Raw genomic sequence first — 15187 nt, forward strand, 5'->3', positions numbered from 1 at the left:
CAACGGCAGCCGTTCGCTTGCCACAGGTGTAATCGGTGGAATGATTGTAGGTACTTTGGCTCTGTTGTTCCTTGTGCCGTCATTGTTTATTGTATTCCAATATATCCAAGAACGTGTTAAGCATAATTAAATGAAGAAGACAGTAATATATATCATATTGTCGGGATGGATGCTTGCCGGCTGTGGCACATACAGCCGGTATCATCGCCCTGACCTCTCAACGGAGAATCTGTATCGGGACATGCCGGCGGACATTGATACAATGACCATCGCGTCCCTGTCGTGGCGGGAAATGTTTACCGACCCGAAACTCCAGTCCTTGATTGAAACCGGACTTGAACGGAACGCAGACCTCAATGTGGCACGGTTACGCGTGGAAGCGGCAGAAGCCGTCCTGATGACTGCCAGACTATCATATCTTCCATCACTGGGACTGACTGCCGAAGGTAATGCCAATAAACATGACGGAGCAACGGCAAAGACATATAATGTGGGAGCGTCGGCAAGCTGGGAACTGGACATCTTCGGCAAACTTACGGCGGCAAAGCGTGGCGCAGCCGCCGCATTACAAGGAAGCCGTGCCTACCGGCAGGCCGTACAGACACAGCTTGTCGCCACTATTGCAGACAGTTACTACACCCTTGCCATGCTTGACGCACAAATGACAATAAGTAACCGGACTTTGGAGAACTGGCGGACTACCGTACGCACTCTTGAAGCGTTGAAAAAAGTGGGGAAATCAAACGAGGCTGGCGTATTGCAGGCAAAGGCGAACGTGATGCGACTCGAAGCATCCCTGTTATCCATACGCAAGAGTATTTCCGAAACAGAAAACGCCCTGTCTGCGATACTTGCCATGCCGTCACACTCGATTGGACGAAGTGATCTGGCCGAGGCTGCTTTCCCCGATACTGTCTCGATCGGAGTCCCTTTGCAACTGCTTTCCAACCGTCCCGACGTGCGTCAGGCTGAAATGGAACTGGCGCAAGCATTCTACGCCACCAATGCGGCCCGTGCCGCCTTCTATCCCAATATTACCCTCTCGGGAATTCTTGGATGGACTAATAACGGCGGTGGCGTAATCGTAAATCCCGGACAATGGTTACTTAATGCCATCGGTTCCCTGACACAGCCGTTATTCAACCGGGGCGTAAACATCGCCAACTTGAAGATAGCCAAAAGCCGTCAGGAAGAAGCCAAACTGTTGTTCCGGCAATCATTACTGAACGCAGGAAAGGAAGTGAACGATGCTCTGACCGCATGGCAGACGGCAAAATCGCAAATTGAAATCAATGCTCGGCAGGTTGAAACATTATGCGACGCTGTGCGAAAGACAGAATCGCTGATGCGTCATTCCAATACCACCTATCTGGAAGTGCTGACCGCCAAACAGTCTCTTCTCGAAGCGGAAGTGCAACAGTTACAAACTCGTTTTGAACGCATACAAAGTATAATTAAACTTTACCATGCGTTGGGAGGAGGAATGTAACTTTACAAGAATTATAACCTAATACTGAACCATGTTGTGTAATTTTTATATTTCAGTCGTCATAAACTTATAAATAAGTAATTTAGTATGCAAAAACAAATTAAAAAGTCTTCTCTTTTTTTGAAGAGAAGCAACACCTGACCCACTTCGCTACCGAACAGGATGTAGCAGAAGAATTGTTTGAGTTACTCTTAGAAGCGAGAGAACTCTATCTTCAGGATGTGATTTTGAATGGCAAGCGGTATGACCGCTATGTGGATGACTTCATCAACAGTCATCGGTATATCAACTGCAACAGTGCAATTTGCCGAAACTGCCACGAGATGAACATCCACATCGTCAAGGGACTGCTGAACGAATGCGCCCACCTTATCCAGCCTCTTTTTGAGGCATCCGACTTCTCCTTTGAGAAGTGTATGGAGTTACAAAGGAAGTATGACCGCTCGGAACCGTTGCCGCCATACAGTTGGCACGGAGCAAGGGGGCTTTTGTGTATGGCATCTGCAACGTCGTGGGTGCCTCTATCCCAAGAAATACGGATTCCGGGACATACATCCATGTAGGACCTGAGATAGGTGTGGCTTCTACCAAGGCTTTTACAGGACAGGTAACGGTGCTGATGCTGCTTGCCCTCTGCGTGGGACAGATGCGTGGTACTATTAATCACTAGTGCCATCCTGCAAATGGCGATTATTTTTTACCTTACAGAAAAAACAGGATCTGCGATGGTCTTGTCTATGGCTTCACTTGTAGGTTTTTTACCCTATGCGGTCTTTGGACCAGCCATTGGTGTATTAGTGGATCGTCATGATAGGAAGAAGATAATGATTGGTGCTGATTTAATTATCGCAGCAGCTGGGGCCGTGCTAGCTATTGTTGCATTCTATATGGAGCTACCTGTCTGGATGGTTATGATAGTATTGTTTATCCGTAGCATTGGAACAGCTTTTCATACCCCAGCACTCAATTCGGTTACACCACTTTTAGTACCAGAAGAGCAGCTAACGAAATGCGCAGGCTATAGTCAGTCTTTGCAGTCTATAAGCTATATTGTTAGTCCGGCAGTTGCAGCACTCTTATACTCCGTTTGGGATTTAAATGCTATTATTGCCATCGACGTATTGGGTGCTGTGATTGCATCTATTACGGTAGCAATTGTACGTATACCTAAGCTGGGTGATCGAGTGCAAAGTTTGGAACCAAATTTCATAAGAGAAATGAAAGAAGGAATGGCTGTACTACGGCAAAATAAAGGATTATTTGCTTTATTACTCGTTGGAACATTATATATGTTTGTTTATATGCCCATAAATGCTTTATATCCTTTAATCACTATGGAATGTTTTAATGGTACACCGATGCATATTTCTATTACGGAGATTGCTTATGCCTCTGGTATGTTGATAGGGGGTCTATTATTAGGGTTATTTGGGAATTACCAAAAGCGAATCTTATTAATAACGGCATCCATTTTTATGATGGGGATAAGCTTAACCATTTCAGGATTACTTCCCCAAAGTGGATTTTTCATATTTGTAGTCTGCTGTGCAATAATGGGGCTTTCGGTTCCGTTTTACAGCGGTGTGCAAACAGCTCTTTTTCAGGAGAAAATTAAGCCTGAATATTTAGGACGTGTATTTTCTTTGACCGGAAGTATCATGTCACTTGCTATGCCAATTGGGTTAATTCTATCTGGGTTCTTTGCTGATAGAATCGGTGTAAATCATTGGTTTTTACTATCAGGTGTTTTAATTATTGGCATTGCCATAGCTTGCCCCATGATAACTGAGGTTAGAAAATTAGATTTAAAACAAAATTCATAGGAGGGACCATATTTATGTATTTAATTTTCATGTAATTCTTCCTGCTAAAATCGCAGGGTTTTCCCTGCGTACAAGCAAAAGAAAACATGCGATTATAGACAGGAGGAAATGTTATGGAATTGATATTAAAAGCAAAAGATATTCGTGTGGAATTCAAAGGACGCGATGTTTTAGATATAAATGAATTAGAAGTATATGATTATGACCGTATTGGTTTAGTAGGAGCAAATGGTGCTGGAAAAAGCACTTTACTCAGGGTACTTTTAGGAGAATTAACTCCCCCAGGATGTAAAATGAATCGTCTGGGTGAACTTGCCTATATTCCCCAGTTGGACGAAGTAACTTTGCAGGTGGAAAAAGATTTTGCACTTGTAGGCAAGCTCGGTGTTGAGCAATTAGATATACAGACCATGAGCGGTGGTGAAGAAACAAGGCTTAAAATAGCACAGGCCTTATCGGCACAGGTTCATGGTATTTTAGCGGATGAACCTACGAGCCATTTAGACCGTGAAGGAATTGATTTTCTAATTGGACAGCTAAAATATTTTACAGGTGCACTGTTAGTTATTAGCCATGACCGCTATTTTCTTGATGAAATAGTAGATAAAATATGGGAACTGAAAGATGGCAAAATCACTGAGTATTGGGGAAACTATTCTGATTATCTTCGTCAGAAAGAGGAAGAACGCAAGAGCCAAGCTGCAGAATACGAACAATTTATTGCGGAACGTGCCCGATTGGAAAGGGCTGCGGAGGAAAAGCGAAAACAGGCTCGTAAAATAGAACAGAAGGCGAAAGGTGCTTCAAAGAAAAAAAGTACTGAAGGCGGAGGGCGTTTAGCTCATCAAAAATCAATAGGAAGTAAGGAAAAAAAGATGCATAATGCCGCTAAATCCCTAGAGCACAGGATTGCAGCCTTAGGAAATGTAGAAGCTCCGGAAGACATTCGCAGAATTCGTTTCAGGCAAAGTAAAGCATTGGAGCTCCATAATCCATACCCTATAGTCGGTACGGAAATTAATAAAATATTTGGGGATAAGGCACTGTTTGAAAATGCATCTTTTCAAATTCCTCTAGGAGCAAAAGTGGCGTTAACTGGTGGTAATGGAACCGGAAAAACAACTTTAATCCAAATGATCTTAAACCATGAAGAAGGAATTTCTATTTCACCTAAGGCAAAAATAGGTTACTTTGCACAGAATGGTTACAAGTACAACAGTAATCAGAATGTCATGGAGTTTATGCAGGAGGATTGTGATTACAATATATCAGAAATTCGTTCAGTGCTAGCATCTATGGGGTTCAAACAGAACGATATTGGAAAAAGCTTATCTGTTTTAAGCGGTGGAGAAATTATAAAATTGTTGCTAGCTAAAATGCTCATGGGTAGATATAACATCCTACTAATGGATGAACCCAGTAACTTCCTTGACATACCAAGTTTAGAGGCTTTGGAAATACTAATGAAGGAGTATGCCGGAACTATCGTGTTTATCACCCACGATAAACGCTTACTCGAAAATGTAGCTGATGTAGTTTATGAAATTAGAGATAAGAAAATAAATCTGAAACATTAAATTTAAGGTAGTCGCTGATCAGTATAGTCTGTTCTGGCTGGCGGCTCCATTGTTAAAAAGTATAAAGACTTTTTTCTAAAAATATTATTCGTTGAGAATGAGATTGGAGGGTTTATATTGTTTATACGAGTAGTTCCGTACGACCCCTTTTGGGAAGTAGAGTATGAAAATGAATCACAGAAGATAAAGAATATATTGAAGGATATATTGGTGGAGGTTTACCATATTGGCAGTACAGCAGTCAAAGGGTTAGCCGCTAAATCAATCATTGATATAATGCCCGTAGTGACAAATATTAGTTTGGTTGATAAGCATAACAAAGAATTTGTAGCGATTGGTTATGAGTGTATGGGTGAGTTTGGTATTGAAGGACGTAGATATTTCCGCAAAGGCGGCGATAACAGGACACACCAGATTCATATTTTTGAGCAAAGCAATCACAAAGATATTAATAGGCATATAGCAGTAAGGGACTTTCTGCGTACACATCCAGACATCGCTTTAGAGTATGGTGAATTAAAGATGGAGCTGGCTTATCGATTCTCGGAGGATATTGAAGGCTACTGCACTGGTAAGGATGCATTTGTAAAGCAACTAGAAAAGGATGCTTTGCTATGGTATCAAAATAATGAATCATATAAAACACGATAGAAAATATATAAAAGTATGAAAGAGAGGTGTATCCTATGATAGGACCAGATAAGAAAAAACTATATCCAAATGAAAACATAAAAACTGTTTGTTAATGAAATAAATTAAGGAGGGGTTATAATGAACAAAGTAAATATAAAAGATAGTCAAAATTTTATTACTTCAAAATATCACATAGAAAAAATAATGAATTGCATAAGTTTAGATGAAAAAGATAACATCTTTGAAATAGGTGCAGGGAAAGGTCATTTTACTGCTGAATTGGTAAAGAGATGTAATTTTGTTACGGCGATAGAAATTGATTCTAAATTATGTGAGGTAACTCGTAATAAGCTCTTAAATTATCCTAACTATCAAATAGTAAATGATGATATACTAAAATTTACATTTCCTAGCCACAATCCATATAAAATATTTGGCAGCATACCTTACAACATAAGCACAAATATAATTCGAAAAATTGTTTTTGAAAGTTCAGCCACAATAAGTTATTTAATAGTAGAATATGGTTTTGCTAAAATGTTATTAGATACAAACAGATCACTAGCATTGCTGTTAATGGCAGAGGTAGATATTTCTATATTAGCAAAAATTCCCAGGTATTATTTCCATCCAAAACCTAAAGTGGATAGCGCATTAATTGTATTAAAAAGAAAGCCAGCAAAAATGGCATTTAAAGAGAGAAAAAAATATGAAACTTTTGTAATGAAATGGGTTAACAAAGAGTATGAAAAACTGTTTACAAAAAATCAATTTAATAAAGCTTTAAAATATGCGAGAATATATGATATAAACAATATTAGTTTCGAACAATTTGTATCGCTATTTAATAGTTATAAAATATTTAACGGCTAAAAACAATAGGCCACATGCAACTGTAAATGTTTAGTTATAGGTAGGGTAGCATTAGTTAAAATGCTATTCTGCCTTTTAAAAGTATGGTATACATTCCTGAGAGAGATTGGATATGTTCCCGTATACCGATAGTGCCAAAAGCGAAGTGGATATGTTTCCGAGAACGGACGTACTCAAATGACATTCATTCTGTCCTCTCCAGCCACGTGGAAAGTTTAGTTTGTCTGACGAAGCAGACAAACTAAAGCGATATAAATCCTCACGGATTTGCGATATACGCTACATTTCATTCGCGTGCGATATGCCTCTGGCGCGATATGTGCCTTCGGCACGTGAGCGCACTGCGTGCGCATAGGGGCGCGGGAATTTATGTTCGCGTACTTTCCACCACGTTCGAATAGGCGAAAAGAAAGCTATAAAACTGCTTGAAACTTTTTAATATAAACCTGAAAAATACGCCAAAGGGTTAATCATATTTTTGAATTACTCGGTCTTTCACTTTTTGAATGCTATGATATGACCGGGAAGCCTTATAAAGAAGTGAAGAAAATTGCAACGGAGATAAATAACTTTTTAAACAAGGGGAATTCAGATGAAAGAAAACAAATATGATGATAATATATTTTTTCAAAAATACAGTCAAATGAGTCGCTCACAGCAGGGACTAGCCGGTGCAGGAGAATGGGAAACATTGAGAAAGCTGCTGCCGGATTTTAAAGATAAGCGTGTGCTTGATTTAGGATGCGGCTATGGATGGCACTGTATTTATGCGATGGAACACGGTGCTTCTTCTGTTGTAGGTGTTGATATTTCTCATAAAATGCTCGAGGTAGCCAAAGAAAAAACACATTTTCCACAGGTTGAATATAAATGCTGTGCTATAGAAGATGTGGAATTCCCAGAGGAGAGTTTTGATGTAATATTAAGTTCACTTGCGTTTCACTATGTAGCAGATTATGAGATTTTAGTAAAAAAGATATATAGAATACTGAAGTCTGGTGGTAAGCTAGTTTTTACGGTTGAACATCCTGTTTTTACTGCCTATGGAACACAAGACTGGCATTATAACGAAAAAGGAGAAATACTGCATTTTCCAGTGGATAATTATTATTATGAGGGCAAACGGACAGCTGTATTTTTGGGAGAAAAGGTTACAAAATATCATAGAACACTGACCACATATCTAAATACGCTGCTTTCAAATGGTTTTATAATAAATCAGATTGTGGAGCCACAGCCGCCGGAAAACATGATGGATATTCCGGGGATGCAGGATGAAATGCGCCGTCCCATGATGCTGATTGTATCGGCCAATAAAAAAATGGATAGATAGAACTAAAACACCTATAAAGAATAAATAGAGGCAATTTATGTTTAAAGAAAAAATTATTATAGAGATGAAAGAAGTATTCAAAGAAATACCTTTTGGCATAGAGCATACTCTTAAAGTTTTGAAAAATGCAGAAGATATAATGAACGGAGAAAATATCGGAGAGGAAGAAAAAGAATTCATCAGTATTACTGCTATACTACATGATATTGGTGCGGTTGAAGCACAAAAAAAATACGGTTCTATTGATGGTGTCTATCAAGAAAAGGAAGGACCAGCAGTAGCGAAAGAAATATTAAAAAAGGTAGGCTATAACAAAAATATTGATAGAATATGCTTTATAATAGGCAACCACCATACTCCATCTAAAATTAATGGACTTGATTTTCAAATACAATGGGAAGCTGATTTGCTTGAAAATTTAATGGTTATGGATAAAGAAAAAGAACAGGAAAAGATAAAAAAGTGTATAGGTGAAAACTTTAAAACAAACACAGGGAAAAGGATAGCTTATAATCGCTTTATTTTAGATTAGTAGTAGATTATTACAGTTATGTATTTTACTCAAGTTTCGGATTTAGGTTTTATGCAGTCTGAGCGATCAGTTGCATGGCCTTGAACCTGCGGTTATCCCGTATAATTTGCTCCATCAATTCGTTCTCGTCAATGGTAAAAATCTCAGCCACGATTGCTATTACATCAATAATGATTGACCAGATCTTTTCCACGACGGTGAGCTCGTGTACGCCTTCATATATATCGGCGAACAATCCTCCAATGGTCTCTTCACCATGCTCTTCAGGCGCTCAAGCTTGGATACGAAATACTCTTCCTTGCGTTTTTCGGTCTGGCAGTCTCTGTCACGCTTGCGGTTGTAGCGCCTCTCGCGCTGCCGGGCCGTAAGACCTTGTTCCTTGCCATCGACCTTCCCTCTCTCGCCGTGAATCGAGAAGTCCACGACAAATTGAGAGCGGCCGTCGCTCCAGCACAGGGCCAGCAGCTTGTAGCCGAGAATGCACCGCTGAAACACGTGCGAGAATATCTTGCCAATACACTCCATCCTCAATCCGGTCTTCGGCAGGTCGGAATCATCCACAATAAGCACTGCCGGAAGATGGCTCTTTTGATAGTCTTTCCTTATGGTCACGGCCTTGATGAGATGACAGGCGATGTGCCAGATGATGTTGCTAGTCTATATTGTCCTTGGCCATAAACGAATAGAGTAGGTCCTTCTTACCCCCGAACAGTTTCGAGATTGACGATCCGGCATAATGAGAAAAACCCGGGACGGCCATAAACGGCAGAATCAATATGATCTGGAAAAGTTGAAGGTTGGTAAGCTGACAGTTCTCACGTTTTTTCCCTCCGAGATCTTTGTCTGAAATCCTCATCCCCTCAAGGAGGGTCATAAACTTGGAAAATGCGGGATTGATTCGTTTTCCCGTGAAAAAGTTGCGGATCTCCGATGGAATTTTTGTAATTTTGCTCATGGCTTTGAGTGATTGTAATTAGTTGTTTGGGCACCTCTAAATTACTAAATTTCCGTGACATACGGAAATCCTCAAAGCCTTTTTTATGCCCAAATCTATCCTCTCAACCTAAATCCGAAACTTGAGTAAATTATAATTATGAGATGCTACGTGCTTTTGTTCAATATACCCTAAACGTCGATTTAAATGCGCCTGTGATAAAGGATTTAGTTGAAAAGTATAAGGATATAGAACAATTTAATAGGAGCATAACAGATAAATACGTTGCAATATGTAAACGCTTTTAATATTTGAATTTAGCCGTTTATGTAGAATGAAGGTGTGCAAACAAACAGACCCTGAAAAGGGTCTCACCCCCGTTAACCGCAATGTCAAAGACTTGCGGATGGCCAGATGACTCCTATACATCCGACCCCAACGGGGTCGAACCATATAATCTGTAGAAAGGTTCGACCTCCGTTGGGGTCGTGGATTGGGAAGGCACTTCGACCCGCACATTGTATCATGTGCGGTTACTTGAAGTTCGACTCCCGTTGGGGTCGATGGCTCGTCGTTATTCTGAATCTTAGCAAATCCTCTCTTTTTTAATGAACTGTGTGCTTGATCACTGAAAATAATCCTTATTTTTGCCACGAGAGTTTTACGAAAGATAAATAGATAAAGTATTGGAAAAGAAACATAACTGTCAGCAGTGCCCACTGAGGCGGCGATACGACCGTTCACCCAAGTCATTGTTGGGTCGTTTTTGGCGATGGCACATCAATTTCTGTCCGGGATGGAAAGCCTATTTCCTGTCGCTGAGCGAAGAGGAACGGCATGTATTGAGAAAGCAATACGCTTTTCATAAGCCTCAAATCCGCAACTAAGTCCTTCATCGTCCTATTTACGTGTACACGTTCTCTCATTACTGAATTATTAGATAAATTGAGGCTGAAATACCCACTTCTGCCTACAATACCCCCTTACCCCACAATGCGACTTGAGACAATACGCAGTATCATACCCATAAGTTGTAGTCGTCATCCAAAATCAGTCTGGAATACATCTGCGTAAGCATTATTACAGGTATAGATATTCAGCACATACCACCTTGATGTTCTGATCCATTTGGCTGGTACAGAGACAAATCTGAAGACAAACGCTTTTATGCGACTTGTTTTATTGGGTCCGAACCTCTTTACGTCAAGTCTTTGGATAATGACCTTGTAGAAGTTACGGATAAGTGCTGTAAGAAGAAGGAACACTGTGTTCTCTGCCATGAAGGATTTGGGCAATCTGGACCATCCGAAACCATTGTTCATGTCATCGAAGATGCGCTCCTTTCCTCCGCGGAGGTTATAGAACTCGACAATCTCTCTTACGGAAGGCTCGTAGTCGTTGGTCAGGATGCAGCGGTATGTGTATTCTCCTTCCCAGAGGTCAAGCTCACCGTCCATCCGTTTCCGCCTTTGAATCACAAGCCGGTATGTCTTGCCTTTCCACTTCTCTACAAGAATGGAATTCAGCTCAAACTCAATGCCGTTGATTTCTCCCCTCTTCCAGCCTCTGAGAGCGAAGAGGTCATTGTAGAGCGAACTACAGCGGTTGGCACGGATATAGAAGGTCTTGCAGTGGGTGGCAACCTCTTCCACGATCTCTTCAGAGCACGAGCCGCAATCAGCTCTGAAACGATTGATAACAAGATTGTTCTGTTCAAACCTTTCGAAGAATCTCTTCAGCGTGTCCTTCTGATGGAAACGGACGTTTGTGTTGCCGTCGCTGTTCTCAATGCCGACAATCAAATCTCCAATAACCGCCACACCTGGTCGATAACCAAGGAACTTCTTGTATGTATGCTTTGCATCATATTTCTCTGTTTCTATGAACTGGTGGTCGAAATCAACATCATACATCTCACCCTCTTTCAGCTGACCAGCTGCACACATACAATTGAGCAGTAAGGTATTGAGGGTGTCAGCCGTATTGAAATCGTAGTTCTTACCCGTATCTGACGTGTATGAAATGTTCTCCTGCGTCAGTTCCTTTATCGCTCTGAGGATAGTGTCAGAGCTGCAGGTACGAAGTGTCGGATGAAGCGAGAGATGGGGCATCAAATGAGTTGTGACATCCTCAATACATGAGCCGCCACAGAAGTAGATGCTCATGAGAGAACGGATGATTTCGCTGTATTGATAACCATACAGCCTGCATCTTAGACCGAGGGTTGTGTCAATTACATATGACAATGTGGAGTCAAATTGCTCCATCATTGCAAATATTCCTCCAAAAGGAGTGAGTTTCTCAGATTTTATTGCTTTCTTTGCCATGTCTGTCGGGTTTGATACATATTTTGATTTGCAACACTAAGATAGGTGAAAAATCTGACATGACAAAATCCTGAGCAACTTTTTGTTGCTCAGGTACTTAAAAAGTTATATTTATAATAGTGTTGCGGAATTAAGGTATATAAAAGATGTGTTGGGACTTGCTGACAAAATCAAGAACTTGTCGAAGATATACACCTATGCCCGCAACTTCCTTTATCTCGGTCGTGGGTACAACTACCCCACCGCCCTTGAAGGTGCGTTGAAGCTGAAAGAAATATCCTATATCCATGCGGAGGGTTATCCTGCTGCGGAAATGAAGCATGGACCGATTGCACTTGTAGATAGCGAGATGCCCACGGTGGTCATTGCTCCAACGGACTCGCTGTATGACAAGATAATCAGTAATGTAAGGCAGGTGAAGGCGCGTGGCGGTACGGTTGTCGCCATCATTACCAAGGGCAATGACGCAATGAAGGACATCGCCGACCATTGCCTTGAAGTGCCCGACGTACCCGAATGCCTTACACCTCTCGTTGTTTCCGTCCCATTGCAGTTGCTGGCCTATTACATCGCCATCAACAAGGATAGGAATGTTGACCAGCCAAGAAACCTTGCTAAATCAGTTACCGTAGAATGAATAGAATATTATCACTTATTGTTACCATCCTCTTTGCGTTGTGCATTGAGGCTGGCATCTTTATGCTTATTGCCCACTGGTGGGGCATGACTGCGGCCATTACCGTGATAGCCATTGAATGTGTGTTAGCCTTATGGACAGTTTACGAAATGAGACATGCGAGTGATGAACCAGTTGATGAATAACATTGCAGGCTGTGGTTAGAACGAAAAAGGCTAAAAACAAAAGGACGGGTCGATGATTCGTCCTATTTTTGTGTCTTTTTGGTGGCGAAATGTAGCGATTTAGCAAAATAAACATAAATTCCAGTGATATTCAGCATGAAAATTCGCCCATTTAAGTGAAAATGTGTAATTTTGCAACGCAAAATTGTGCCTAAGCATTTGCATCAAAACAACAATAGTTCAATCGAGGCTGATATGAAAGTAGAGATTAACAAGAAACGTTTAGAATACCTGCTGGCATTATACAAGATGTCGGTGGATGACTTGTTGTCTCTTCTGAACAAAGGCAGGAAACGGATAACAGGAGCCGCAGACATCAGTGGAGATTCTATTGATTTGGGGGTGTTGAAGCGTATAGGTGAGATATTCGACAAAGAAGTCAGTTTCTTTCAAGACTATTCTAAGTTGTCAACCAATGCAAGCAGCAGTATCTTCTTCCGCAAGACCTCATTCGGAACAGAGCTGAACTTGGAGTCGATCCGTACTGTAAACCGATTCGAGAGTCTGAAAAACGCTTTGGATGCATACAACAAACTGTCGCAACTGGATGTGAAGTTTGACATAGAACACTACACCCTACAAGATGACCCTAAGACAGTAGCCGTACGTGCAAGAGATTTTTTTTATCCCGGGGAAACTGTCAATCATAGGCAGTTTCTTGTGAAGATGATAGAAAAAATCGCCGATCATGGCATTTTTGTCTTTGAATACATAGAGACATGGAACAAGAAAGAGAAAACCAACATTGACGGTTTTTACCTTAAGCCCAATGTGATAGTGCTTAAGCATCATAAGCATTACAAGCGAGAAATATTCACTCTGGCGCATGAATTGGGGCATTGTCTATTGGGGATTGAAGAAGTGGAGTCGGTGGACATGATGGACATCTCGGCACAGACTTCATACAGTGATGTCGAAAGATGGTGCAATGATTTTGCATATCAGTTCATTATGGGACAAGAAGCAGAAACACTTGCTAACATAGCATGTGTAGATTCCCGTAACGACTACTGCATTGACCTCTTCAAGGCTATCAGTGCACGGACGCACATTAGCCGTCTTGCCTTATATACAAGGATGTATATCGACAGGAAAATCAGCTATTCGAGCTACAGCAATGTCAAGAGTGAATTGGCAGAGGAATACAGAAGAAGAGAGGAACAGGAAAAGTTGAAAAACTCTGAGAAGAGAGGCGGGCGAACACCAAAGCCCATCATTTCTCCGCTATTCTTGAAAACCATGCAATATGCCTATTTCAATGGAGTGGTCAACGAGACCACTTTCTGTTCGAGACTCAATGTCAAACCAGCAAATTTTGAGAGGGAGTTATGGCGATAGTTGTTGATACATGCTCATTGGTGATGATTGCCAAGAATTATCTTCCCTTGGATAAGGACGGACAGTTGTACTCATTCCTGGAAGAGGCGTTCTCCCGCAAGGATTTGATGCTACTTGATGTGATTCTGGATGAATCAAAACGCACCTCCAAAGGAATTGCAGTTGAAAAGATGCCTTTCCTCAAAGACAAGAAATTGGTCATTCCGACAAAGGATCTATTTCCATGTGCCCCAGAGAGATTCAGCAACATGATAGACAACAATTTCTGTGTAAGACTGAAGAAGCAGGAACTGACTGAAGAAGAATACATAGAGCAAAAGGAAGAATACCTTAAAACAGGTGATGCTAAGATTATCATTTATGCACTGAATGTACGACACTCGGACGCTATCCATCTGGAAGAGATGCAAGTAATGACGGAGGAAACAAGGCAGCAGAATGACGGTAAGTTGTTCAAGAAACTTCCTTTGTTGTGTGAGCAGATAGGGATTGGAACACTAACCGTTTCAGAATATCTGCATAGAAACGGGTTCTTTATTGACAAATAGCATAGATATTAGTATCATCTTATGACATCTTTCACGAAATCATATTATATTCGTGAATAAAACACTTGTTTTTCAAGAATAGAAATTGTTGAGGATTAGATATTTAAGACATTATTGCAATGCGGAAGGGGTGATGTGAACGACAAAAGACAAGGCGTTCTATTAGAGTGGATGCTTGATAAGATTGAGAAGAATGGACGGGTCGATGGCTCGTCCTTTTTTTGTGTCTTTGAGTGTGAGGTGCAGGTGGGGACCAGTACTGCGACCACTGTTGCCTGTCAGCGCGATGATGATGCCGGGACGGACGTGGGTGCCTTTGGTGACGAGAGTTTGGGAGAGGTGGCAATAGCTGACGGTGAAGTCGCCGTGACGGAGGGTGACATAGAGGCCTGAACGTTTGTCCTTGCCTACCTTGATGACCTCGCCGTGCATCATGGCGTATGTGGGTTCGTAATTTGCCTTCAAATCAAGCCCGTTGTGTAGGGCTTTTCTTTTTGTAAATGGGTCTCTGCGGTAGCCGAAAGGGCTGGTGACAGAGATATGACGGAGTGGACTGACAAGTGCCGTGTGGCGGTCGGTCTGCTCCGTTTGGGTTTGTAATGGGGCAAAGGCAAGAGAGTCTCGCCGCTGATGCGGCGAGCACGGAGGCAGTTGTTCGGATGTTGCGGACTGCGTCGTTTTTGGCACAGCCTTGCGGTGTACCTTAGTCTGTGTGACGGTATTGAACTGAGCGCATACTGTTGCTGATGAACAGAATATTGCTGCTATTGTGATGAGTAGAAATCGTTTCATGGTGCAAAAGTAACAAGCAATTCTTTGACTGGCATAAAGAACAAAGGGAAGACAAGAAGATTGTAACATAATATAGCAATCGAGTTTGATTTTTGAGCAGAAATCAAACTCAAATAATAATAATCGT

At 41.4% G+C, this 15187-nt stretch carries 15 protein-coding genes and 4 pseudogenes; 15 read left to right on the forward strand and 4 right to left on the reverse strand.

The window, feature by feature from the left end; all coding sequences use genetic code 11:
• Positions 1-130: 130 nt before the first annotated feature.
• From KQP79_RS24715 to KQP79_RS24760, 10 genes and pseudogenes are all read left to right on the forward strand, one after another.
• Positions 131-1489, forward strand: coding sequence for an efflux transporter outer membrane subunit (locus tag KQP79_RS24715; protein WP_005816221.1), 1359 nt, complete (start codon positions 131-133; stop codon positions 1487-1489).
• Positions 1490-1626: 137 nt separating this feature from the next.
• A pseudogene (locus KQP79_RS24720) lies at positions 1627-1941 on the forward strand (hypothetical protein); the annotation flags it as partial.
• A pseudogene (locus KQP79_RS24725) lies at positions 1938-2156 on the forward strand (SIS domain-containing protein); the annotation flags it as partial. The pseudogenes KQP79_RS24720 and KQP79_RS24725, both read left to right, overlap by 4 nt.
• Complete coding sequence (gene mef(A), locus KQP79_RS24730; RefSeq protein ID WP_374685119.1) at positions 2116-3312, forward strand: macrolide efflux MFS transporter Mef(A); 1197 nt, start codon at positions 2116-2118, stop codon at positions 3310-3312. The pseudogene KQP79_RS24725 and the gene mef(A), both read left to right, overlap by 41 nt.
• A 113-nt stretch (positions 3313-3425) precedes the next feature.
• Positions 3426-4889 carry an ABC-F type ribosomal protection protein Msr(D) gene (gene msr(D) / locus KQP79_RS24735; RefSeq protein WP_008665088.1) on the forward strand — a complete coding sequence of 488 codons (1464 nt, stop codon included), beginning with the start codon at positions 3426-3428 and terminating at the stop codon, positions 4887-4889.
• A gap of 117 nt (positions 4890-5006) precedes the next feature.
• The gene (locus tag KQP79_RS24740; RefSeq protein WP_008665086.1) at positions 5007-5540 is read left to right on the forward strand and encodes a GrpB family protein; all 534 of its coding nucleotides are present in this window, start codon (positions 5007-5009) and stop codon (positions 5538-5540) included.
• A 120-nt stretch (positions 5541-5660) separates the two neighbouring features.
• Positions 5661-6395, forward strand: a complete 735-nt coding sequence (erm(G), locus tag KQP79_RS24745) for a 23S rRNA (adenine(2058)-N(6))-methyltransferase Erm(G) (protein WP_008021360.1) — start codon at positions 5661-5663, stop codon at positions 6393-6395.
• A 397-nt stretch (positions 6396-6792) separates the two neighbouring features.
• A pseudogene (locus tag KQP79_RS24750) lies at positions 6793-7007 on the forward strand (nucleotidyltransferase domain-containing protein); the annotation flags it as partial.
• Positions 6988-7728 (forward strand): class I SAM-dependent methyltransferase, encoded by a 741-nt coding sequence (locus KQP79_RS24755; RefSeq protein WP_005816203.1) that lies wholly within the window; start codon positions 6988-6990, stop codon positions 7726-7728. The pseudogene KQP79_RS24750 and the gene KQP79_RS24755, both read left to right, overlap by 20 nt.
• Before the next feature lie 37 nt (positions 7729-7765).
• On the forward strand, positions 7766-8260 hold the full coding sequence (locus tag KQP79_RS24760; protein WP_008021362.1) for an HD domain-containing protein: 495 nt from the start codon (positions 7766-7768) through the stop codon (positions 8258-8260).
• A 159-nt stretch (positions 8261-8419) separates the two neighbouring features.
• On the opposite strand, the gene KQP79_RS24765 is transcribed toward KQP79_RS24760, so the two are convergent.
• Complete coding sequence (locus KQP79_RS24765) at positions 8420-8872, reverse strand: hypothetical protein (protein ID WP_007664626.1); 453 nt, start codon at positions 8870-8872, stop codon at positions 8420-8422.
• Between the two features lie 40 nt (positions 8873-8912).
• Positions 8913-9215 carry a hypothetical protein gene (locus KQP79_RS24770; RefSeq protein WP_007664625.1) on the reverse strand — a complete coding sequence of 101 codons (303 nt, stop codon included), beginning with the start codon at positions 9213-9215 and terminating at the stop codon, positions 8913-8915.
• A gap of 665 nt (positions 9216-9880) precedes the next feature.
• Here KQP79_RS24770 and KQP79_RS24775 point away from each other — a divergent pair.
• Complete coding sequence (locus KQP79_RS24775; protein ID WP_007837439.1) at positions 9881-10081, forward strand: hypothetical protein; 201 nt, start codon at positions 9881-9883, stop codon at positions 10079-10081.
• Positions 10082-10234: 153 nt separating this feature from the next.
• Here KQP79_RS24775 and KQP79_RS24780 read toward each other — a convergent pair whose 3' ends face one another.
• Positions 10235-11521: an IS1380-like element ISBaov1 family transposase gene (locus KQP79_RS24780; RefSeq protein WP_007664617.1), complete on the reverse strand. Its 1287-nt coding sequence runs from the start codon at positions 11519-11521 to the stop codon at positions 10235-10237.
• Positions 11522-11660: 139 nt separating this feature from the next.
• Here KQP79_RS24780 and KQP79_RS24785 point away from each other — a divergent pair.
• The 4 genes and pseudogenes from KQP79_RS24785 to KQP79_RS24800 all read left to right on the forward strand — a co-directional run.
• A pseudogene (locus KQP79_RS24785) lies at positions 11661-12158 on the forward strand (SIS domain-containing protein); the annotation flags it as partial.
• Positions 12155-12343, forward strand: a complete 189-nt coding sequence (locus KQP79_RS24790) for a hypothetical protein (RefSeq protein WP_005816226.1) — start codon at positions 12155-12157, stop codon at positions 12341-12343. The pseudogene KQP79_RS24785 and the gene KQP79_RS24790, both read left to right, overlap by 4 nt.
• A 234-nt stretch (positions 12344-12577) precedes the next feature.
• Positions 12578-13720: an ImmA/IrrE family metallo-endopeptidase gene (locus tag KQP79_RS24795; RefSeq protein WP_007897423.1), complete on the forward strand. Its 1143-nt coding sequence runs from the start codon at positions 12578-12580 to the stop codon at positions 13718-13720.
• Positions 13711-14268, forward strand: a complete 558-nt coding sequence (locus KQP79_RS24800; RefSeq protein ID WP_005816230.1) for a DUF4411 family protein — start codon at positions 13711-13713, stop codon at positions 14266-14268. Before KQP79_RS24795 ends, KQP79_RS24800 begins: the two co-directional genes overlap by 10 nt.
• Before the next feature lie 162 nt (positions 14269-14430).
• On the opposite strand, the gene KQP79_RS24805 is transcribed toward KQP79_RS24800, so the two are convergent.
• The gene (locus tag KQP79_RS24805) at positions 14431-15060 is read right to left on the reverse strand and encodes a M23 family metallopeptidase (RefSeq protein WP_007837448.1); all 630 of its coding nucleotides are present in this window, start codon (positions 15058-15060) and stop codon (positions 14431-14433) included.
• Between the last annotated feature and the right edge of the window lie 127 nt (positions 15061-15187).

The organism is Bacteroides sp. DH3716P (assembly GCF_025914115.1).
Lineage (GTDB): Bacteria > Bacteroidota > Bacteroidia > Bacteroidales > Bacteroidaceae > Bacteroides > Bacteroides ovatus.